This is a genomic window from Clostridium lacusfryxellense (assembly GCF_018861735.1).
GTDB classification, from domain to species: domain Bacteria; phylum Bacillota; class Clostridia; order Clostridiales; family Clostridiaceae; genus Clostridium_AD; species Clostridium_AD lacusfryxellense.
This window is the reverse complement of sequence record NZ_JAHLEB010000001.1, coordinates 192,935-216,106: the sequence shown is the minus strand read 5'-3', so window position 1 is coordinate 216,106 and position 23,172 is coordinate 192,935. Positions and strand designations below refer to the sequence as shown.

At 31.1% G+C, this 23,172-nt stretch carries 21 protein-coding genes and 2 pseudogenes; 12 read left to right on the top strand and 11 right to left on the bottom strand.

Annotation, left to right across the window (positions count from 1 at the left end; all coding sequences use genetic code 11):
* Positions 1-503 precede the first annotated feature (503 nt).
* Together KPL55_RS01070 and KPL55_RS01065 are read right to left on the bottom strand one after the other, a co-directional pair.
* A complete protein-coding gene (locus tag KPL55_RS01070) occupies positions 504-686 on the bottom strand; it encodes a hypothetical protein (RefSeq protein WP_216304849.1) in 183 nt (60 codons plus the stop codon).
* A 35-nt stretch (positions 687-721) separates the two neighbouring features.
* On the bottom strand, positions 722-922 hold the full coding sequence (locus tag KPL55_RS01065; protein ID WP_216304848.1) for a hypothetical protein: 201 nt from the start codon (positions 920-922) through the stop codon (positions 722-724).
* Positions 923-1,338: 416 nt separating this feature from the next.
* Between KPL55_RS01065 and KPL55_RS01060 the strand changes: the two genes are divergently transcribed.
* Positions 1,339-1,719: a hypothetical protein gene (locus KPL55_RS01060; RefSeq protein WP_216304847.1), complete on the top strand. Its 381-nt coding sequence runs from the start codon at positions 1,339-1,341 to the stop codon at positions 1,717-1,719.
* Positions 1,720-1,875: 156 nt separating this feature from the next.
* Here KPL55_RS01060 and KPL55_RS01055 read toward each other — a convergent pair whose 3' ends face one another.
* The 6 genes and pseudogenes from KPL55_RS01055 to KPL55_RS01030 all read right to left on the bottom strand — a co-directional run.
* Positions 1,876-3,285: a L,D-transpeptidase family protein gene (locus KPL55_RS01055; protein WP_216304846.1), complete on the bottom strand. Its 1,410-nt coding sequence runs from the start codon at positions 3,283-3,285 to the stop codon at positions 1,876-1,878.
* 295 nt (positions 3,286-3,580) lie between these two features.
* Positions 3,581-4,246, bottom strand: coding sequence for a type 1 glutamine amidotransferase domain-containing protein (locus KPL55_RS01050; RefSeq protein ID WP_216304845.1), 666 nt, complete (start codon positions 4,244-4,246; stop codon positions 3,581-3,583).
* 102 nt (positions 4,247-4,348) lie between these two features.
* On the bottom strand, positions 4,349-5,002 hold the full coding sequence (nfsB, locus tag KPL55_RS01045) for an oxygen-insensitive NAD(P)H nitroreductase (RefSeq protein WP_216304844.1): 654 nt from the start codon (positions 5,000-5,002) through the stop codon (positions 4,349-4,351).
* A 37-nt stretch (positions 5,003-5,039) separates the two neighbouring features.
* Positions 5,040-6,203, bottom strand: coding sequence for an iron-containing alcohol dehydrogenase (locus tag KPL55_RS01040; protein ID WP_216304843.1), 1,164 nt, complete (start codon positions 6,201-6,203; stop codon positions 5,040-5,042).
* A 71-nt stretch (positions 6,204-6,274) separates the two neighbouring features.
* Positions 6,275-7,024, bottom strand: coding sequence for an MBL fold metallo-hydrolase (locus tag KPL55_RS01035; protein ID WP_216304842.1), 750 nt, complete (start codon positions 7,022-7,024; stop codon positions 6,275-6,277).
* A 369-nt stretch (positions 7,025-7,393) separates the two neighbouring features.
* Positions 7,394-7,657: pseudogene (locus KPL55_RS01030) on the bottom strand (peptide deformylase); the annotation flags it as partial.
* A gap of 696 nt (positions 7,658-8,353) precedes the next feature.
* Here KPL55_RS01030 and KPL55_RS01025 point away from each other — a divergent pair.
* From KPL55_RS01025 to KPL55_RS01005, 5 genes are all read left to right on the top strand, one after another.
* Positions 8,354-9,013 (top strand): TetR/AcrR family transcriptional regulator, encoded by a 660-nt coding sequence (locus tag KPL55_RS01025; protein WP_216304840.1) that lies wholly within the window; start codon positions 8,354-8,356, stop codon positions 9,011-9,013.
* 63 nt (positions 9,014-9,076) lie between these two features.
* Positions 9,077-10,462 (top strand): MFS transporter, encoded by a 1,386-nt coding sequence (locus tag KPL55_RS01020; protein ID WP_216304839.1) that lies wholly within the window; start codon positions 9,077-9,079, stop codon positions 10,460-10,462.
* Between the two features lie 68 nt (positions 10,463-10,530).
* Positions 10,531-12,327, top strand: a complete 1,797-nt coding sequence (locus KPL55_RS01015; protein WP_216304838.1) for a glycoside hydrolase family 36 protein — start codon at positions 10,531-10,533, stop codon at positions 12,325-12,327.
* Positions 12,328-12,330: 3 nt separating this feature from the next.
* Positions 12,331-13,779 carry a DUF6937 domain-containing protein gene (locus KPL55_RS01010; protein WP_216304837.1) on the top strand — a complete coding sequence of 483 codons (1,449 nt, stop codon included), beginning with the start codon at positions 12,331-12,333 and terminating at the stop codon, positions 13,777-13,779.
* A 338-nt stretch (positions 13,780-14,117) separates the two neighbouring features.
* The gene (locus KPL55_RS01005; protein ID WP_216304836.1) at positions 14,118-16,469 is read left to right on the top strand and encodes an immune inhibitor A domain-containing protein; all 2,352 of its coding nucleotides are present in this window, start codon (positions 14,118-14,120) and stop codon (positions 16,467-16,469) included.
* Between the two features lie 33 nt (positions 16,470-16,502).
* Here the strand turns inward: KPL55_RS01005 and KPL55_RS01000 are convergent, their stop codons facing one another.
* Together KPL55_RS01000 and KPL55_RS00995 are read right to left on the bottom strand one after the other, a co-directional pair.
* Entirely contained in the window at positions 16,503-16,643 is a 141-nt protein-coding gene (locus KPL55_RS01000; RefSeq protein ID WP_216304835.1) for a YfgJ family double zinc ribbon protein, read from the bottom strand.
* Between the two features lie 24 nt (positions 16,644-16,667).
* Entirely contained in the window at positions 16,668-17,273 is a 606-nt protein-coding gene (locus KPL55_RS00995) for a lactate utilization protein (protein ID WP_216304834.1), read from the bottom strand.
* Between the two features lie 2 nt (positions 17,274-17,275).
* On the opposite strand from KPL55_RS00995, the gene heR reads away from it, so the two are divergent.
* Positions 17,276-17,593, top strand: coding sequence for a heliorhodopsin HeR (gene heR / locus KPL55_RS00990; RefSeq protein WP_216304956.1), 318 nt, complete (start codon positions 17,276-17,278; stop codon positions 17,591-17,593).
* Positions 17,594-17,785: 192 nt separating this feature from the next.
* Here the strand turns inward: heR and KPL55_RS00985 are convergent.
* Positions 17,786-18,579, bottom strand: a pseudogene (locus KPL55_RS00985) (extracellular solute-binding protein).
* Positions 18,580-19,017: 438 nt separating this feature from the next.
* On the opposite strand from KPL55_RS00985, the gene KPL55_RS26510 reads away from it, so the two are divergent.
* From KPL55_RS26510 to sdaAA, 5 genes are all read left to right on the top strand, one after another.
* A complete protein-coding gene (locus KPL55_RS26510) occupies positions 19,018-19,173 on the top strand; it encodes a glutamate mutase L (RefSeq protein WP_312887189.1) in 156 nt (51 codons plus the stop codon).
* Between the two features lie 95 nt (positions 19,174-19,268).
* Positions 19,269-20,537 carry a sensor histidine kinase gene (locus tag KPL55_RS00975; protein WP_216304833.1) on the top strand — a complete coding sequence of 423 codons (1,269 nt, stop codon included), beginning with the start codon at positions 19,269-19,271 and terminating at the stop codon, positions 20,535-20,537.
* Complete coding sequence (locus KPL55_RS00970; RefSeq protein ID WP_216304832.1) at positions 20,534-21,364, top strand: DNA-binding domain-containing protein; 831 nt, start codon at positions 20,534-20,536, stop codon at positions 21,362-21,364. The genes KPL55_RS00975 and KPL55_RS00970 overlap by 4 nt, the downstream gene beginning before the upstream one ends.
* Positions 21,365-21,603: 239 nt before the next feature.
* A complete protein-coding gene (sdaAB, locus tag KPL55_RS00965) occupies positions 21,604-22,305 on the top strand; it encodes an L-serine ammonia-lyase, iron-sulfur-dependent subunit beta (RefSeq protein ID WP_216304831.1) in 702 nt (233 codons plus the stop codon).
* Complete coding sequence (sdaAA, locus tag KPL55_RS00960) at positions 22,286-23,164, top strand: L-serine ammonia-lyase, iron-sulfur-dependent, subunit alpha (RefSeq protein ID WP_216304830.1); 879 nt, start codon at positions 22,286-22,288, stop codon at positions 23,162-23,164. Before sdaAB ends, sdaAA begins: the two co-directional genes overlap by 20 nt.
* Positions 23,165-23,172 lie beyond the last annotated feature (8 nt).

The window sequence follows — 23,172 nt, the reverse complement described above, 5'->3', positions numbered from 1 at the left end:
ACTATAATTCTATATTAATTCCCAAACACCTTTATACAGATTGCTATTCATGTCAATTAGTGTTAAAAATTTAGATAATCTTCAATCACAATAAATTCAAAGTCCATTACTTTAATTTACAATTAATCTTTAGTTTTGTCACTACAATGACACAAATGATTGTTATTATAAGTACATAGAAAGCAATTGATTTTTTTAATTAGAGCCCCCTTTAATTAAATTAAATTTATATAACCCCAAAGAGATGGAGCCAGCAGATAAATATATCTGCTGGCTCCATCTCTTTCTAAGCTAAAAGGTAATATTTTTGTCAATAATTCCATTCTTGATTTTTTTCTATTTTAATGTATGATATATATAAAGAATATTTGGTGCGTATAATTAATCAGCACGAGACTATACATTAGTCTCGTGCTTTATTTTTTGACCAAATATTAAACAAGGAGGATAAAAAAGCATGGAGCCTATTCGTATGTTTTTTTACAAATGGCCTCGTAACTTCGCTATTTCTTTCTTTGTTGAAGCTTGTATTGCACAGCCAATAGCTCGCTTTGTAATGTAAAAGAAACATCAGTATACAGATTCAAAGGCAGATGTGGCATAGTTTTAACTCCTGACTTATAAAGTTCCATGTTTGTTTTAGCCAGAGCTTTATTGGGAGCATTAGAAACAGATACATTAGACATTACAGTTATCAATATTGCAGTCCCAATAGCCCCTGCTACTTGTTTTGCCGTATTAACAACGGCAGATTAACCAAGAGAATAATACCAGTTATAGCTAATTTCTTTACACCATACCTATCAAATAAACGTCCAGATACAAGCATCATAACTGCCATCATTAATGCACCTGGCAGAAGTACTAAGCCACTAGTAAAAGCTGATTTTCCAAGAATAGATTGAAGGAAAATCGGCACCAAAATTACTTGCTACAGAAGGATGGGCTGCAGTTAACTTCTATGCAGTGCCTGTACTTATTTGTCAGATTCCAATTGTATCACTATTCGGGAAATAGCCTTTTGCAGGTAGAATAGCTGCTCCCTTAGATGGATTTGTTGTTATGATGACAACAACAGCTATTGCCATAATTGTATGGATGGCAATGGTTATTCCTAGTTTCTTAAAATTTCAATTAGGTGGAGTAATTGCACTTATTACCCCTATGGGATCTTAGCCATCAGTATTAGCCTTCTGCCAAATTTTTATATTCCTCTTTTTATTCCCTGCGATAGGTGGAGAGCAGTATCCTTATAAATTATTTACAGAAAATCAACCATGGAAAGGTTTAATTGGTATCTCTATTTCTTGGGTAGGAGCATTAGCAATTAGAGGCATTTTGAGAGTAGTTCTTGAACCTTTAAATCTTCTTAACGGACAACCTGTAGATCTTGTAATTGCTTCATTGGTTTTATCTATTGTCACTACCGCCCTTTTATGGCACCACCAATTTTTCGATTTTCCTGGAGAAGATAAGATTAAAAGTTCAGGAACAAGATTTTTAATAAGACTTACAATTGTAGTTGTTGTTGGAACTATCATGGGATTAATATGGATGAAGGTTTATAAAATACTTCCATTTGGAGGTAATGATATGGGATTAGGTTATGCAACCCTTGGCATAATCGCTGGACAATTTGTATTTATGATGCCATTTCTATATCTGAACACTTTCTTTGACAAATGGCTATTAATCAAACAAGTTAAAAAGACGAGTTGAAAGAGAACTGTTCTAAAATTAGGATAATAGATAGTTAATTTAATTACCTCCAAACCCACTTGAGGAAACTTGTACAGAACCCACAACTAATTAAATAGTTGTGGGTTCTACTGTATAATAAATAAATAATGTGGACAATGAAAAAGTCCACCCTTATTAATAACAAATAACTGGTGTACCTACTTCTATATTATTAAATATTGTTTTCGCTACCTCGTATGGTGAATTTACACAACCATGGGATCCACCTGTCTTATACAACTCTCCCCCAAAATTAGTTCGCCAGCTTGCATCATGAATTCCTATTCCTCCATTAAAGGGCAACCAATATTCTACAGGAGATGCATAGTTTTCACCTACAAGTGTTGCGTTTCTGTCTTTATAATCGATTTTATAAACACCTGCTGGTGTTCTAGTCTTATCAGATCCATTATTACCTGTGACAACATCACCCTGTGTTATAAGGGATCCATTTTTATAAAACCATAAGTGTTGCCCGGAAAGATCTATTTCTACATAGGTATTTCCAATATCATCATTGCTACGAGATAATGCGGTTTGATAGTATGCTGGCTGTTTTTCTATAGATTTCCCTTCCATTATGATTGAAGTTAAATCTTTTACTTCTTTACCCTTATTAATGGCCCAGCCATAGCTACCACCACCAATTTTAATTTCCTTTCCTTTTGATGTAACAAAATCTCTCGTCTTGGCAACTGTATTATATTTAATAGCAAGTCTATCAATATAGATTTCAACTTGTTTTTCATTAAATGTTACTTCATTATTCTTATCAACTGTAACCCACTTATTTATTGTAGAACCATCTAAAATTTCTTTAACATCTCCAAAAGTATAGGTAATCTTTGAAGCTACATATTTATTAAGCAGATCCTTTGTAGCAAGTACCTTTTTAGATTTTGAAGTATATTTTGGCTTAACATAGTAATTAATTGACTCCAAATCTATTGTTGTTTCTCCCTTGCTCACTGCATCTATGGCATGATTATATAAGACGTCTTTATCTCCTTTGTTTCCAATAACTTCATCCACAATGACATATCTACTATCTGTATACTTATAGCTAGCATTTTTAGGTTCAACTACTTTACTACTATCAAAACAAGAGAGCTTATCCACTTGTTCTTTTAATAAATTTTTATCATATTTAACTCCAGCTATCATTTTATAATCTTTCGAATTAAAAACAGCCCAAATCCATTTATAAGGACTTTGTTTATCTTTTAATTCCTTAAATGTATCATTATCACCATACTTTAATCCAATTTCTTTCCCGCTAATTTTCTCATTTATATCGCCTCGTTCTTTAATGTTTAGCTGATATTTTTGAATCTCAGATGCCATTTGTTCATTTACATCCTCTACACTTTTACCCGAAACACTAATGCTATTTATTGTAGAACCAAAATAAAAATGATTCATGAAATATATTACCGTGCCAAAGTATATAATAAGCAAAGTACACATAGAAATTATAATACCTAAAACAATTTTTCTTCGCTTTCTTATTGGTTTTATTGTTGACTTATCTACCTCAGTTTCCATAATTACACACCCTCGTATACAAAGATAGTATAAATAAAATACTATCTTTGTTTTATTTATTTAAACCCTTGAATTTCATCCATTTATATACTTCCTCTAATCACTTAAGTTTCCAAGTACTATAATTCTACATTAATTTCTAAATACCTTTATATAAAGTACATTTTTGTCAATAATTACTTATTCATAAATCCTTTTACTATTTATCCAATACTATAATCGACTTTACCCAAATCAAAGAACTCGCTTGACAGCGAGTTCTTATAGTATTAATTATATATTATTATAAATAATATTATTTGTTATTATTTAAATTTTCTAAAATTATCTCAGCTATTTTATGGCTTGATTGAGGATTTTGACCAGTTATAAAATTTTTGTCTACAACTACTTTCTCAGCAAAATCTGCACCTTTATCAATAATTGCCCCTTGCTCTCTTAATCTACTTTCTACTGCGAAAGGAACTTTATCTGATAAACCAGCAAGCACTTCTTCAGTATCAGTAAACGCAGTTAAATTTTTACCATCTACAAAATATTTTCCATCTTTATTTTTAATGTTAACAAAAGCTGCAACGCCATGACATACACCAGATACAATATCTCCATTATTATAAGTATCTAAAATTAATTTTTCTATATTTTTATTATTTACGAAGTCTATTAAAGGACCGTGACCACCTGAAAATAATATAGCATCATAAGAATTTTTCATGGCAGTTTCTAAAGATTGTGTATTCTCTAATAATTTGTTGACAGCTTCATATTCACTCGGAATTCCATCTGGAATAGAAACTTTATCCAATATTACTTTTCCACCTAAAATTGAAGCTATGTCTACTACTAATCCGGCTTTTTTAAATACATTGTATGGTTCTGCAAGTTCCTCTAACCATAACCCAGTTGGATGACCATTCATATTGTTTTCACTTGTAGATATTAATAATATTTTTTTATTCATATTTTTACTCCTTTTTAATATAATATTTATGACTTGAATCATTAATTTATCACATTAGTTAAATTTACCCTAATGGAATAGACAGTTAAAGTTTTTTATCTATTAAATGATAGTAATGATTTCATCCTCTTTTAATCTAGATTTAGGTAATTCAGAGTTAAAATCATTACCACTGCGATAACCTAATCCAACTACAGCAATTGCTGTATATCCTTTTTTTCGTAAACCTAACTCTTCATCTAAAACTTTAGCATCAAAACCTTCCATTGGAACGGCATCAATGCCAAGAGCCGCAACACCTAATAAAAGACTACCCATGTTTAAATACACTTGTTTATCCATCCAATTTTGTAAATCTTTTTCATCATCACGATGTATATTTACAAATTTTGAACGTCCCATATGTTGGTTATCTTTAAATTCTTTCTCAGTAAACCGACCATCAGCATCCTCTTTTTCTAATACATGAAGCAAATATTCTTCATCCATATCAGTTCTTGAACAAAATACAACAACATGAGATGCCCCTAACACTTTAGCTTCATTAAAATTAAAAAAGCCTTGAGTACTTTTACTAATTTGTTTTTTACCTTCATCTGTATTTGCAATTACAAAGTGCCATGGTTGACAATTAACACTAGATGCAGCAAGTCTTAAAAGATCTTTAATTTTGATGAAATCCTCATCACAAATTTTCTTTGTAGAATCAAACTCCTTTACAGAATAACGTGTGTTTAAAATTTCAATTAAGTTCATATTTTTTCTCCTCTTATAAATAATTATTTAGTATTTTTTAATAAGCAGCTTTATATATATTTAACACATCCTGTGCGTCTAGTGGTTTGAAGCTTCCAAGTTTTCCGCGTACAGTAGCTTGTTTTGCCATTTCTTCTAGTTTTTCTTCCTTAATTCCAACTTCTCTTAAAGTGGAAGGTATTCTCAATGATGCAAAGTGCTCTCTTGTTTTCTTAATAGCATTATGAGCTATTTCATATTTGTCAGAGTTATCATCAAGTCCCCAAACATTAACTCCATATTCAACAAACTTGTTTACTGTATTATCATTTAGTGCATACTCCATCCAATGTGGTGTTAAAATTGCAAGACCAACTCCATGAGTAATATCATAGAATGCGCTTAACTCATGTTCCATTGCATGAACACTCCATTCCGTTTCTTTTCCGTAACTTAATAAACCATTTATAGCAAGACTTGAAGTCCACATTAAATTAGATCTTGCTTCATAATTTGTAGGGTCAGACATTGCTATTTCTCCATATTTTATACAGGTTTTAAGAAGTGCTTCTGCCATTCTATTTTGCATAAAAGCTTCATTTGTATTACTAAAGTACACTTCAAAAATATGGCTCATTATATCTGCTGTACCTGCTGCTGTTTGGTTTGCAGGCACTGAAAATGTATTAGTAGGGTCTAATATTGAAAATTTAGGTGCCATATCTTTATTCCCAGTTCCTAATTTTTCGCAAGTTTCTAGATTTGTAATTACCGCTCCTGCATCCATTTCAGAACCTGTAGCCGCTAATGTTAATATAGTTGCAATTGGTAAAACTTTATTTATTTTTCTTGGATCAAGTACAATATCCCATGCATCCCCATCATAGTAATAGCCAGCTGCTATTACCTTTGAGCAATCAATTACACTTCCTCCACCTACAGCAAGTATAAGTTCTACTTTATTTTCTCTGCAAATTTCAATCCCTTTTTTTACGCTTGATATTCTTGGGTTAGGCTCTACACCTGATAACTCGAAGAAGTTTATTTCATTTTTGTTAAATATATCTGTGATTTTACCATATAATCCGCTTTTCTTTATGCTACCTCCACCGTAAACAAGCAAAACTTTAGAACCATACTTCTTTACGTTTTCTGCAAGTTTATCTATTTTATCTTTTCCAAAAAATATTTCTGTTGGTATTGAATAATTAAAATTTAACAATTTATAATCTCCTTTTTTTTAAAATTAATTTTTATTAGTATTAACCGAACTTAAAATGCTTTAACAACTTATTATAATTTCATAACCAATTTTTTCTCCAAAGAATTGAAACCTTCAGGAGTATGCGTTGATAAATAAACTGTATCATTTTGCTTAATAAATTCTCTAACCTTTAATAAACTTTTAATAGCTAAATCTTTGTCCTCAAACACAACCGAGAGTTCATTCCTTCTTAACGCCTCATCTGTGTAAGTTATATCACCATGAATGATATAGTATAATCCATTATCTTCTACAACAACTATGGAATTTCCATTAGTATGACCAGGTGCTGGTAACATTATAACCCCATCAGCTATTATTTGACTGCTCTCAAAATTTTTATATTTACCATCCTCAAAATTAACTTTGATTATATTTTTTTCATTTAATTTCATATCATTTGCTTCAGTTTCAGATATATAAATTTTAGAGTCATTGAATAATCTCATCTCTCCAGAATGATCAGGATGTTTATGAGTAATAATAACTTTATCAATATCAGAAGGTTTATATCCAACATTTTTTAGAGCTGTTACAAAGTCAGCAATTTTATCTCCCATGTATAACATTTGATTTGGGGTTCGTTCAAAAGCTGCTGTTTCAACTGGAAGTCCTGTGTCTACTAAAATAAGTTCTTTTCCTGTATCTATTAAATAATTCTGTAAACTAGCTGGATATACTTTATTTTGGTCCACATCTTCTTTCTTCATAGAGCCACCTAGAGCAAATGCCTCGCTCATCTCACCATTTTTATAAAATTTTAAAGCTATAATTTTCATTAATAATCTCTCCTTTTAATATCTAATAATTAGTAACAATTCATGTAACTATTTCAGTATTAACACCTATTATTAATAAATATGTTAATACATTCCTGTAATTTCATAAATTAATCTTCGTCATATTTTTCATTTCAATTGCGTACAATTTAGTTTTATACAACATAACTGCTTGTTTACAATATACATTCTTTTAATCTTAATGTCAATAGTTTTAATTTAATTTTCAGCATAAAAAATAGAGCCCGAAAATAATATTTATTCTCGAGCCCTATATCCTTAAGCTACTAGCAAACACAAACTTCCATTTTATGTAACAGCCTCCGAGGTCGTAGTAAAAGCTGTAAGTTTTTACTTCTAATTTACTATAAGTGAAAGACATCCTTCTTCTGCTATATATTGACCCGATTTATTCACTATCACAGGATTAATCATCGGAACGTTCATCTCGCCCATACTGATCAAGATAATTCTTTTTTTGACACAAATCATATTAGCTGCCATTCCTACACAGCCTTCTTTATTTGCTTTAAGCGTATCAAGCAAATCCTGTATCACCTGGGCATCTGCTTTTGTAGCAGGTTGTGATTTTTGATTAAGAAAGAATATGTCTTTCATAATTGATCTAACCATATGTTATACTCCTTTAATATTTGTCTTTTTTATTATATCCACTCTTTTGCAACTTTTGCATATTCAGTTCTAAACCCATCAACAGACCAACCTCCATAAAGAAATTATGGCTATTAATATCATTATAATTCTAAACACTTCTAATATCCACGTCTTTATTTTTTTAAGCTTTGAATAATTCATTATCGCTAATTATACACATTTCCTATAAAAATGCACACCTCTTCCTTTAAAATCCGTAGATGTGTGCATGCAAATTCGCCTCGCTCATAAAAATCCCTGGGTGAAATGAACAAATTGTAAAAACAATTTGTTTTGTTATTGTTTTCTTTACATTTTTAAGTGTAACTAGATTAGCTCAACTGCAACATTTTACTTAGAGATTTTAGAATATAAAGTTCTGAACAGTATACTTGTCCATATATTTATCAAAATAGTTGTCATTTTTTCTCAATACCTTTCTTAGTTTCCTTTTAGAACGTAAGAAACTAATATCATTACTAATTGAATTTTTCAGTAATAAACTATAAATATTTTATTCTTGCGAAACGTTTTCATTGCATTTTTCTAAATAACTGATAATATATATACTATAGTGATAGTCAGACTATCATTACATTAATAGTAAATTAATTATCCAAACCACAGACTTGATAATTAAGCTAAACGTGTGTACGGAAAAGGAGATAATATACAATGGATTTAAAAATAAAAAGAAACTTAGAAATGGAAAACCAAAAGAAAAAAAGAAAAAAAGAAGTTGTAATAGCTGCAATTTCAGTTTTTAAAGAGAATGGAATAGATAACTCTAAAATGACTGATATAGCTGAAAGAGCTGAAATAGGAGTTGCAACAGTATATAGGTACTTTAAAACAAAAACTGAGATAGTAATAGCTGCAGCTGCTATTTTATGGGAAGAAAAAATCAGCATTTTGTATAATAAATTTTCAGAGGCTACCTTTATGACTATTAACGGCGCAGATAGAGTTAGAGAAATATTAAATTTATTTATAGAGGTATACCAAAAATATCCTGAGTTTATAAGCTTTTTAGAGCATTTTGACAATTACATAGTAAAAGAATCTATTTCAATAGAAGATTTAATGAGTTATGAGAATATAATAATTGATACAAAATCGGCTATTTTTCATGCAATAGATCAAGGAAAAAAAGATGGATCCATTAAAAATGCTATTGATAATGATTCCTTTTACATAACAATAACTCACTCATTAATGAGTTTGTGTCAAAAGCTGATTTTAAGAGGTACCATACTAAAAAGTGACAGAAATATTCCAGGAGAAACTCAGTTAAAAATACTTATAGATATGGCTATGTTGTATTTAGTAAAGTAATAGGGAGCCTTTTGGTTTCTTAATATATTAATAAAAAATTTAACAGTATTAAGGGGGTAAATCATGAAAGAAAAATTACCATTATCAAAACAAATTGCTTATGCATTAGGTCAATTTGGTTGGTCCTTATTATCGGGGATAGTAGGTTCATATTTAATTTTCTATTATATACCAACTAAAGAATCAGGTATTATGACAGTAATTCCACAGGTAGCATTTCTAGGGTTTTTAACAATAATAGGACTCATAACAATGGTTGGAAGATTTTTTGATGCTGTAACAGACCCATTGATTGCAACATTAAGTGACAGAAGTAAATCTAAAAACGGTAGAAGAATTTCCTTTATGCAAAAGGCTTCTATTCCCTTTGCTATAAGTACAGTTCTGGTGTTCTGGTCTCCAGTAAAAGGTGAGAGTCCTATTAATGCAATTTTTCTTATGGTTGCATTACTTTTGTTTTACTTATTCTTAACTATGTATGTAACGCCTTTTTTCGCACTTTTATCAGAACTGGGACATACTCCTGAGGAAAGACTAAATCTTTCTACTTTTATATCAGTTACTTGGTTTTTAGGAGCAGCAGTTGCATCCCAAGCACCTCAATTATGGAACATATTTTTAAAAATGGGATATAGTATGGAAACTTCTATAAGACTAGCTCTTTCAATACTTGCACTCATAGGACTTATTTTTCTTTTATTGCCTGTATTTGCAATTGATGAAAAAAGATATTGTGAATCAGTTCCTTCAGAGCTGAAAATGATAGATTCAATTAAAGCTACCTTTAGAAATAGAGAATTTACAGTATTTGTTCTTTCAGATTTAGTATATTGGATTGCAATTACCACATTTCAAGCTTCACTATTATACTATGTAACTGTATTACTAAAACTTCCTGATACAATGTTTGGAACCTTATTTATACTTCTTGGTGTAGGTTCATTCCTATTCTACGTTCCAATTAATATAATAGCTAAAAAATTTGGAAAGAAAAAATTATTAATTATTGCCTTCTGTATGTTTATTGTTGTGTATATATATGGCGCCTTTCTTGGGAAACTTCCTATATCAAATGGAACACAAGCTTACTTATTAGTAGCTTTAGCAGCAATACCAATGGCTATTTTTGGGATACTTCCAAACGTAATTATTGCAGATATTGCAGAATATGATGCTATAAAAACAGGTGTAAGAAGAGAGGGAATGTTCTTTGGTACCCGTACATTTATGTCAAAAGTAGGACAGACTCTTTCAATGCTTATGTTAAGTGCATTGCTTCTTTTAAAGAGGAATGGTAGCAATGAAATAGGAATACGTTTAACTGGAGTTTTTGCTGCTGGACTCTGTATTGTGGGACTATTACTTCTTCTTATGTACAATGAAGAAAAGATTCTAAGTGGGATTTCATCACCTGTAAAAGTTGGAAAGTCAAAGAGTAAGAATATGTAATCTCATTAAAATAATTATAAATTCCCCTACCTTATTTGGCGGTGGAATTCTATGAAAGAGGTGATCTCATGTTTGAAAATATGGAAATTAATTTTAGTTATTATATAGATAAAAAGAAGATTAGTGTAACTTTTAATGATAATTTTTCAAATGATGACTTTAAAGCTATTGTTAATTTTGAAAAATTTAATAGTTATAAAAAGATAAAAGTTTCAATAGTTCCTAATAGAGAACTAGTAATTGAAAAACTTTGTATAAGTACAAATTATTCTTTTAAAGAGCATGATATGGTATTCGTTAATGGTTATCAATCCTGGACTGATAGTAGAGAGTTTTTCATTGATGAAAAACTCTCTACTATATCAAAACTTGCAACACCGATTATAAAAAAGTATCAGTTTGATAAATATGGAGATTATACTTTCAAAAAATATTCAAGAAAATCCGGAGAATTTCATGGTTATACCTATTCATATATAAGAAATGGAGAAAGTATAAATTTTATTGGCTCCTTAACTGAAAAAAATGGATATACAATAATTCAGCAATTCGCTAAAAATAATAAGATAATTATAGATAAAGATTGTACAGGGCATAGTATTAATTCTGAGTATGTACCCTTTGAACTTGTATCTATAGATGGTACTGAAAATAATGTTTTTGATCTATACTTTGATTTGATGAATATAAAGAAACCAAAAGCTAAACCAATGACAGGTTGGACAAGTTGGTACAATTATTATCAAAATATAAATGAAGATATAATTATTGAAAATCTTAATCATTTTAAAGACTTTGATAAAAATATAGAAATATTTCAGATAGATGATGGTTATCAGACCTATGTTGGCGATTGGCTTGATATTGATTTAAGTAAATTTCCTAGGGGCATGAAATACATTTCTGATGCTATAAAAACAAAGGGATATAAGTCGGGTATATGGCTTGCTCCTTTTGTTTGTGAAACAAATTCTAAAATTTTCAAAGAAAAACCACACTGGATTTTAAAAGATAGTCATGGTGAACTTGTCCTTGGCGGAAGCAATTGGAGTAGATTTTATGCACTTGATATATATAATCCAGAGGTAAGAGAGTATATTAAGAATGTATTTTCAGTGGTGCTTGATGAATGGGGATATGATATGGTGAAACTTGATTTCTTGTATGCTGTTTGTCTTGTTCCAAGTAAAACTAAAACAAGAGGTCAAATTATGACCCAGGCCATGGAGTTTCTACGTGAATGTGTGGGTGATAAACTTATACTTGGTTGTGGCGTTCCGCTTGGCCCATCTTTTGGACTAGTGGATTATTGCAGAATTGGTTGTGACGTAGGTCTTGATTGGAATGATAAAGCCTTTATGCGAATGCTTCACAGAGAAAGGATATCTACGTTAAATGCTATAAGAAATGCCATAGGCAGAAGACAGCTTAATGGAAGAGCATTTTTAAATGATCCTGATGTATTTTTACTTAGAGAGGATAATATAATTCTTACTGAAACACAAAGACAAACACTCTCTACAGTAAATCATATTTTTGGTAGTTTGCTTTTCACATCAGATAATATAATAAAATATAATAGCAAAAATCATTTAATATTTGATAATATAATGGATTTAAAAGAAAAAAAGATACATAATGTAGAGTCATTTAGAAATGGACTTGTTGAAGTTGTGTATTCACAAGGTGAAAGTAAATATTTAGCAATTATAAATTTAAAAAATAAAAGTATAAGCTATGACAATAATAAATTCAGTGAACTTAAAGAGCTTTATTTTTACAAGGAAAATCAAGATACTATAATGGAAAACACATTAAAGTTACATCCTTATGAGAGTAGGGTATTCACTATTAAGGGAGATTAGAAAATGGAAAAATCAAAAATAATTTTCGGAAATGAAATTTCAAGTAAAGTCTACAATAAAGCTGTAAAAGCAAAAAATAAACATATTAAAAAATTTGGTGATGATTCAAATACGGTATACCATTTAAGCGTCCAAGAAAACGCAACATTAGCACCTTTAATTGGAATAAAAAATATTATAACTTCCGCAGGAAATGAAAGTATAGATGCTAATAAAGGAGTAATTATCGGTAATATTAGAATGGGGTTTGGACATTATAGAATATCTATGGCAATCGCTTCCGCTGCCTATTCCATGGGTTATACCCCTTATTGGTTTGATTTAAATTCATACAGTGAAACTACAGGGGGGAAGGTAATCGCGCACCTTAATTCACTATATTCTATGGGATCTAGATGGTCACAAAAATATTCTCTTTTTAATAAGTTTTATTGGGAGCCTCTTAACTCAGAGGGCTTTAGAAAATTATCTTATAATGCTATGGATCAAAAGGTCTCTGAACTTATGACACCAATTTTCAGAGAACTTCCAAAGGATATGCCTTTTATAGCAACTCATGTATGGCCCGCTCAAGCCGCTATTCACGCTGGCATGAAAAAGGTTGTAAATGCGATTCCGGACAATTGGCCTATGGCTCTTCACCTTGCAGAAGGTTCAATTCATACGGTTCAGACTCCATCATCTTTTTTAGGATATAAAACACTAAAGGGTATGGATGGTAAAAAGATACTTAAATCAATACCCGATAATGAGATATATGAAGTAGGTCATTATATTGATCATGAATTAGTAGTAAATTTAGATTATGACTGTGAAAAGAGACTTAGCCGGATTAAGAATAAGAAGGCTAAAAGAATTCTGCTTACTGTAGGTGGTGCTGGAGCGCAAAAAGAGATTTTTGCAGAAATAATATTAAAATTAATGCCCAGTATAAAAGAAAAAAAGGTGGTTCTTTATATTAATGTAGGAGACCACAAGGGCGTCTTAGATGAACTATATGAAGAAATCACAGAGCTTGCATCAATGTCTGAGAATTATTTTAACGATTGGAATAAAACCTGCGATTTTGCCAAAAGGGCTCTCGATAATGATATAAGCGGAATACATGTTTTTTATAATGAAGATATATTTGCAGCAGTTTATAGTTCAAATCTTTTGATGAGATCCTGCGATATTCTTATAACAAAACCAAGTGAACTTGCTTTCTACCCAGTACCAAAACTACTTATAAAAAGAGTAGGTGGACATGAAGCTTGGGGTGCTGTACGAGCTGCAGAAGTTGGGGATGGCACAATAGAATGTGAAACGGTTGGCAGAACATTGCAAATGCTTGATTTAATGCTAAATAGTGATGAAATACTTACTATGCTTTGCGATAATATAATAAAAGCAAACAAAATAGGAATTTACAATGGAGCATACAAAGCCGTAGAACTAGCTACTAGAAAATAACTGTGATAATACTTACCTTAGCAATTTAAGTAAATTGGCTTCACTCATAAACACCCCCATTGGTCGCGAAACAAATTATAAATACAATTTGTTTCGCTATAAACTTTATCTTTATATCTATCTATTTTTTGGATTCAATTAAAACCATCTTTCCAAAATAAAACTTCATTATTATATATTATAAACTAATAGATTTAGTATCTATTTATAATTAGGAAACAGAATTTCTCACCACAACCTCATATTGACTATAAAAAGGTTTAAATGTATAATTAAGTAAAATGTACAGAAAATATTTATATTTCATTGTGCACTAATTTTTGGGGGCGATTTGTTAAATGGTAAGTAAAAAACTTCTAGGTGTGATTATGTCATTTGCTTTAGTAATAAATGTAATGACATTCAAACCAGTAAGATCCGTGGGTAATGCTAATCTTGTGTCAGGAAATCAGATTCAATTAGAGGAAAAGGGTACTGTAGATCTTGCAATTGCAAATGAGGACAAGCTCATTGAAATGTTAAAGAAATCTGGTAAAATAGCTAAAAATGCAACTGAAGAACAATCACTTAAAGTAGTACATGCATATTTAAAAGACCAAGAAAAAAAATCTGTAAGTGATCCTTCTAAATTAACAAAACAAGAACAGGTTTCACTAGACAAAATTAAAAAGGATGTACAAAGTAAAAATCCAAAACAAAGCAAAAAAAAGCCGCCTACACCTTCGAGAACGTGGGATGGATCAGTAAAGTCAGATAAAATACTTGTTTTACTAGAAGATTTCACAGACTACAAACATAATATGATATCTCCTGATGAAACTGACATGTATTATAAAGAGTATACGCAACAACATTATCAAGATATGTTATTTGGAAAAAATGGTTACGTATCACCAACTGGAGAAACATTATTATCAATGAAGCAATATTATGAGCAACAATCAGGTGGAAGTTATACAATGGATGGAACGGTTCTTGGATGGTATAACTCATCTAATAATGCTGCATATTATGGTGCTGATTCAGCAACTTCTAATAATATACATGCAAATACCTTCGTTTATGAAGGTCTTAAAACAGCAGCAACAGATGCTAGTGTGAATTTAGCTGATTATGACTTAGAGGATACATACGATATTGACGGAGATGGAAACCTTAACGAGCCAGATGGGATAATAGACCATTTAATGGTTATTCATGCTGGTGTTGGGCAAGAAGCTGGTGGCGGAATTTTAGGAACGGATTCTATATGGTCACATAGTTCAAGATTAGCAACTGGTCCCGTTGCTATACCAGGAGCAACATCTAATAGTACAAATTTTGATGGACAGCTTGCTGCTTATGCTTATACAATAATGCCAGAAGATGGAGCATCAGGCGTGTTTTGTCATGAATTTGGTCATGATTTAGGACTTCCAGATGAATATGATACAAATTATAGTGGAGTAGGCGAACCTGTTGGTTATTGGTCAATAATGGCATCAGGTAGCTGGGCAGGTAAAATACCAGGGGCTGAACCAACGGGATTTAGTCCATATGGTAAGCTTATTTTTCAGCAAGCCTATGGTGGAAATTGGATGCAGGGTTCAGAAGTCAATATTAAGAACATCCCCAAAAATGGTTCAAAATATATTCTTGATCAGGCTGCAATAAAAGGAAAAAATAATGATTATGTAAAAGTTAATTTGCCAGAAAAAACTACTAATATTAATACTCCTACAAGTGGCATAAAAGAGTATTTTAGCGGTAAAGGCGATGATATGAATAACTCAATGTTAGTTAATTTAGATCTAACAGGTAAAACAACTGCTAAACTAACATTTAAAACTTGGTATGATATTGAGCAGGACTTTGATTATGCATATATAAAAGTAAAAGTAGGAACTGCTGAATGGGTAACAGTACCAGGAAATTTAACAACTACAACTAATCCTAATGAAGCAAACCTTGGGAATGGAATAACAGGAAATTCTAATGGATGGGTTAGTGGAAACTTTGATTTAAGTGCATTTGCAGGTCAAAAGGTACAATTAGCATTTAATTATATAACAGATGCTGGACTATCAATGCCTGGACTCTATGTTGATGATATAGCTGTAGAAGCTGATGGAGCTGCTATAATCTCAGATAACGTAGAAGCATCACCAAAGTTTACATTAGATAAGTTTATTGTAAGTGATGGAAATAGGTATTCTCCTCAATACTATATCTTAGAATGGCGTAATAAAGTCGGAGCTGACTTAGGACTTGGACATATTGCTCGTGGTACTTCATTAATGTCATATGATACAGGTTTACTTGTATGGTATGTGGATGAATCTTTCTCAGATAACTGGACAGGTGACCATCCAGGACAGGGATATCTCGGCGTTGTAGATGCAGACCAAAGTATAAATATGTGGAATTACGCGGATAAAACAATAAAACCAACAGTTGCATCAACAAGGTATCAAATTCATGATGCAGCATTTAGTAATGTAAAAACTCTAAATATGTTCTTAGATTATGATACTCAAACAATTACTGACAAAATAACTAAGCCACAAAATAACTTTAATGATAGTAAGTCCTATATGAGCTCACTTCTTCCTGATGCAGGAAGAATAGTCCCCAAATATGGGCTTACCATCTCGGTAAATGAAGAAGGTAAGAATAGAAGTAACGCTACTATTATGCTTAAAGTCAAATAAACAAATATGTAAAATAGCACTCTGAAGATTTTTTCAGAGTGCTATTTTCATAACTAAAATTCTTTTCCTTGATATTAACTTTTTACATTTTCTGCAAAAATAGCTTATTGATCCACAACCTATCATTTTTTCTAATCTTGAATTACACTCAGGACAATAATATTCTTTTTCCATTCTTTCACATCCAATTAAAGCATATTAGAAGCCAAGCTCTTCATCTATCAATAGGACTTCCATATCCATGCTATGCATCTTTTTATAGTAAATTACAAGGCCATTGCAGATACGATCTGGACTGGAACAATCATAACAACGATCTCCTTTTATTGCACAAGGGGTTCTCAATCCTAATCTCATAGCATTACGAGGAGCAGCAATGTTACGGGCACGCCAAATAGCATCTTCAAGTGAATGCGAGATTTTATTTGTGCTGACAATAAAATATACCTTCTTATGCCCGAACAGCGATCCAGCTACACGATTACCTGTGCCATCAATATTAACAAACTCTCCTGATTCTGAGATAGCATTGACTGACGTCAAAAAAATTTCTGTAGTCAGGCACTCTGTTGCAATATCACCGAATGTTTTCCCTGACACCCAATGCTTAGGATCAACAACCTTGTTGTGTGAGGAAAGTCTATCAAACAAGTTCATGTGCACCATAGTATCAGAATCACCAAATCCAATATATTTGTTATTAAGGCTACTGTCTAAATAATGCGCCGCATCTTCGGCGGTTTTAAAGAAGCTTACCTCATAATTGTTTTTCTTAAGTGCGGTAATTGTTTTTTCAATATTCATAGATCCCTCCGGTTGTTTTATTTCTTAAACTTTTAGCTATATATTTATTATCTATCGCTGGTTTTGGGCCTTGGATTATAATAATTATGTATGCATTTGGTAATTCAAACTTAGATAAAGTACCATGGTTTGTTTATGCAGTATTTGCTTCATATTTTATATTCTTTAATTTGTTTCCTATTAATATGATTCTACAATATTTAAAGATAGGAAAATGGAAAAACTATATCTATGGGGAAAGAGGTTATATAATCCTTAGTTTAGTAGCAAAATCAATATTAGCATGGCTTGTTTTTTCAGGTGTAATGCAGCCACAATAATATAATATTAGGATATCCATTACTATACGAATATAAAAATAATTGTCAAAACTATTTATAATTAAAGCATAAAATAGCTGAGATAATTCTAGAAAAATTAATTAATAAAAACTAATACTTATAGACACCTTATTATTTGGTTATAAATAATAAAGTGTCTATATTTTTTATTAAGCACAAATTAAAATGTTATTATTTATTAGTTCTATTATATTTATCAATTGCAGCGTTCACTGTTTTTGCCGCATTGTCTAATGCTTCTTGTGGTGAAAGCTTTCCAGCTAGCATTGATTCAATATTTGTTTCAGTTGTAGCTCTTGCTTCTGGAAATATACCAAGTAATGCACCCCTTGAATCTGGACTAGATGCATGTAATTGGTCTATAGCTGTTTGAAACTGTGGATATTTAACCAAATTATCTTTAACTGCTTTAAGGTCATAAGCCTTTTTATTAACTGGGAAATATCCAGTATTTGCATTCCAATATGCTTGTTCCTCTGGAGATACCATAAACTTTAAAAATTCCCAAGAAGCCAGTTGCTTTGCTTCATCCTCTTTGTCCATTACCCAAAGGGAAGCTCCCCCTTAGGGATTTAGGTGGTGTATTTGGATCTAATCCCGCTTCTTTGAACGCAGTTTTATTGTAATAAAGTATTGGTGTTGATGAATTAAAAGGCATAGAATAAAATTTTGAACCGGAACAATAGCCTTGCTATCAATCATGAATCTAGTTCCTATATCATAACATTGCATAACATCTGGACCAGAATTACTTACTTGTGAGCTTTTTAATTTATTAAGTGCAGCATCATAATCTCCTTGGAATTGAGCAGTAACAATAATGTTCTTTTGAGAATCATTAAAATCTTTTACTAATTTGTTAAGTGAAACACCCAAGTCCCCCCCATACCATGCCAAAATGTTATTTTAACAGGCCCTTCTTCTGCCTTTACTGCTTTAGATTTACTACCACAGCCACTGAGCATTGAAGCCCCTAGCACTATTGCAAGTGTTAGTTTAGGCTGGAATTATCACTACGTTAATCATTTCATTAATTGTTATTTTCATATGTCTGTTATATATTTCAAAGAAGGGTAAAAATGTTAGATAACTATTTTTACAATGGGAATAAAATGATAAATTAACAAAGAGATCTTGTCTACTACATTACCAATTTCTGTAGCAAATTCGCTCCGCTCATATAAAGCCCCGGCAGACTGAGCAAAAAGTCCTTTTTATAGAAAGTTATGAATAGAGAATATGGAGATTATAATCCAAATTCTCTATATTTTTATATATTTATTTAAAGAATGTATTTTCATAAGTGGCTGCATCGAGTTTAGGGGATATTAAACAAAAAAAAAGGCCCCTTAGGCCACCTTCAATTGCATTTTCTCAATGATCCGTTCCATTAACCCTTTAAAATTGCTGGAGGCACGGATTATGGTGAGAGGGAAACAGCTCTCTATAATGCAGAATTTATAAGTTTGCAGAGATATAATAAACCTATTGTGTATTGTGGTAACATTGAAAACAGAGAAGAAATAAAAGAAATATTTGAAGGCAAGAACTTTATTTAATAGATAATGTTATAATAAGTTTAAAATATGAAGTTTTGAGGAGCAAAATATTATGAAAAATAAGATAAGTCTACTTTTAAGAAGTATTTAATAAAATGAAAAAAATAAAATCTATTTTTACTATTGCTATAGGGGTTGCTTTGGCGTCTCAGATTAAGATAAATTTTTTTGTGCCTGGATTTATAGTAGCCCTTTCTGTTGCTATATTACCTGTTTTTCTTTATTTTTATAAACAATTTAATCCTATAGAAATTCTTTTTGTAACTGGGATCATTTATCCACTTTATAGGGGAATATTTTTATATTTCGATACTAACAATCTCCATACTACTCTTGGGTTTATAGGGGCAAATGTTTTGTTCTATTTTTCATATGGTATATTATTTTATTTATTGTATTGGAAAAAGAAAAAGAAAGGAATTACAGACTTATTTTTTTGTGCATTATTATGTGATTTACTTTCAAACATTCTAGAAATAAGTGCAATGATTCATTTTAAAGGTTACAGTTATATGATGTTTCAAGAGCTAGTAATTATAGCATTTGTAAGAGCTGTAATTTCAGTATGTATAATATTGCTCATAAAATATTATAAGTCTTTGCTAATAAAGGAAGAACATGAAGAAAGATATAGAAAGTTAATTTTAATAACTTCGAGTATGAAAAGTGAAATATATTTTATGAACAAAAATAATTCAGATATTGAAGGTGTTATGAAAAAAGCATACCTGCTTTACAAAACAATATCGGAGCAAAAGTATCCCACACAGTTAAAAAACCTTTCTCTTGATATAGCAAAAGACGTGCATGAAATAAAAAAAGATTATATAAGCGTTATAAAGGGTTTAGAAGAAATGGTTGGAGAAAAAACGGATAATGTTAAAATGGATATTAAAGATATTGTAAATATTATTGGAATGGATGTAAGGGAATTTTTAAAACAAAATAATTCTAACGTAAGCTTAGAATTTCAAATAAAGAATAATTTTAATGTAGTGGATCATTTTTATCTGGTTTGCATATTACGAAACCTTATTCACAATAGTATAGAGTCTATGGATAAAACAAAAAATGGATATGTTAAAGTTTTAATTATGAAAAGCCAAGAAGAGTGTATTTTTGTTGTATCTGATAATGGTAAAGGCATAAAAGAAAAAGATATTGATTATATATTCAATCCTGGATTCTCAACTAAATTTAACAAAGAAACTGGCGACATTTGCAGGGGGATAGGCCTTGCACATGTAAAAGGTATTGTTAATGATATTTTTTCAGGTACTATAGATGTTCATTCTATTACCGAAAAAGGAACTGAATTTACTATAAAAATTAAACAAGATAAAATGGAAGGAGTATCTGTATGAGATACTATATAGTTGATGATGATATAAGTATAGTAAGAATACTTACCAATATAATAGAAGAGAATAATTCATTTGAAGTTATAGGTAGTTCGAGCGATGGAGAAACAGCCTTCAATCAAATACTTTTATTAACCCCTGATATTGTGCTTGTAGATCTTCTTATGCCTAAAATGGATGGGAATACTCTTGTACGTGAGCTTAAAAAGTTAAGACCAGATATTTGTTTTATCATGATATCTCAGGTTTTAGATAAATCGCTTGTTGAGGATTCATACAAATCAGGAATAGAGTTTTTTTTAAAGAAACCCATAAATAAAATTGAAGTAGAAAAAGTTACAGCAAAAGTTGCAGAAAATATTGAAATGCGAATAATGTTATCTAATATTAAAAAAATGCTAAAAAGTTCTGTACAGCCAGATAATGATATAAATAATAACATAAAGGAAATAAAACAAATTTTAAGTATGCTTGGAATGCTTGGTGAAAAGGGAACAACCGATATAATCAAAATATGTACATACCTTATTGAAAACAAACAATCCTTTTCTGAGTGTAATTTAGATAAACTGTTTAGCTCTTATGGGTACAATTCTGAAATTATAAAACAAAGGATAAGACGCGCGATTAAAGTAGGCCTTGAGAATATTGCAAGCCTAGGGATTGAAGATAATATGAATGAAACCTTTTATACTTATTCAAATGTGCTTTTCAATTTTTCAAGCGTAAAAGCTGAAATGGATCATATAAAAGGAATAAAAAAATCAGGTGGAAAAATATCCGTAAATAAATTTTTCGATGGAATTTTACTTAATTGTGAAATGAACTAAAAACTTTAGTGTTTCCGAAATATATAAGGATTTAAATATTAAAAATATTTAGATCCTTATATATTTTTTTTGATGTTAACTGAGTGTTTTTGAATTGCTGCTTCTATAATGAAGGCGTGGGAGTGAGGTTAATTAACATTATGGCTGAAATAAAAGAAAACGCTTACTCACTTAATTTAGCAAGTAAGATAAAATAAAAAAATATAAATTGTATTGGTCGGAAAGGAGAAACACTTAACATGAAAATTTTTGGTATTTTTGATATTATAGGTCCTATAATGGTCGGTCCATCATCTTCTCATACAGCGGGGGCTGCTAGACTTGGTAAAATAGCAAAGACTATTGTTGGAACTGATATAAAAGAGGTTACATTCTTGCTTCATGGCTCTTTTGGTAAAACTTACAAAGGCCATGGAACTGATAGAGCACTAGTTGCTGGCATACTTGGAATGGAACCATGTGATGATAATCTTAAAAATTCTATTTCAATTGCTGAAAGTAAAGGCTTAAAAATAAATTTTATTGAGTATGATCTTGGACAAGCACATCCAAATACAGTTAAATTTTTAATAACAGATGTTAATAATAATAACTTTGAAATAATGGGTTCGTCTATTGGTGGCGGTAATGTAGAAATAAATGAAATAAACGGAAATAGTGTTCATTTAACCGGTGCAAATCCTACTATTATCACTTGTCATGATGATATTCCAGGAGCAGTAGCAAAAGTGTCAGACCTTATTTATGAGGATAAAATTAATATTGCTTTTTTAAAACTTGTTAGAGGCGAAAAAGGAAAATCTGCAACTATGACTTTTGAAGTAGATAGCATTGTTCCCGATTCTTTAGTAAAAAACATAGAAAAAATTACTGGAATAAACAAAGTAATAGTTATTAATCCAGAAACAAGGAGAAAAAATAATGATAGCAAAGTCAGCTAGTGAACTTATCGAAATATGTAAAACAGAAAATATAAAATTAAGTGAATATGCAATAAATCTTGAAATGGAGCAAAAGGATAACACGCGAGAAGAATTATATCAACATATGAAAGAAACTCTTGATGTAATGAGACAAGGCGCTCTTTCTGGAAGAGAAAAGGAAGTCTATTCATTAAGTGGTCTTATTGGCGGAGATGCTTATAAACTGCAAAAATATTTAGAATCTGGCAAATCACTTTTAGGAGACACTGCTGTAAAAGCTATGGCTATGGCGTTATCTTCTTCAGAAGTTAATGGTTCTATGGGTAAAATTGTAGCATGTCCAACAGCTGGATCCTGTGGGATACTCCCAGCCGTAATATTAACTGCTGGTGAAAAGCTTGGAAAAAGTACTGATGAAATGATTGAAGGATTATTTGCAGCTTCTGCAGTTGGTATGATTATTGGAATGAATGCAACCTTTGCAGGTGCAGAAGGTGGTTGTCAGTCAGAGTGTGGCTCTGCAGCTGCCATGGCCTCAGCTGCAGTTGTGGAAATGATGGGAGGAACACCGGAGATGAGCTTAAATGCTGGTGCCATCGTATTTAAAAATGTATTAGGACTTGTTTGTGATCCAGTTGCAGGACTAGTTGAAATTCCTTGTGCAAAAAGGAATGTAGCTGGTGCAATTAGTGCACTTTCTACCGCTGATTTAGTTATGGCTGGTGTTTCTTCAAAAATACCATTTGATGATACATTATCTGCAATGTATAAAATCGGCATAGATTTACCAGCTTCCTTAAGAGAAACAGCTCTTGGTGGCCTTGCTGTTACTAAAACTGGTCTAGCACTTAAAGATAAGGTATTTTCAAAAAAATAAATTCGGAA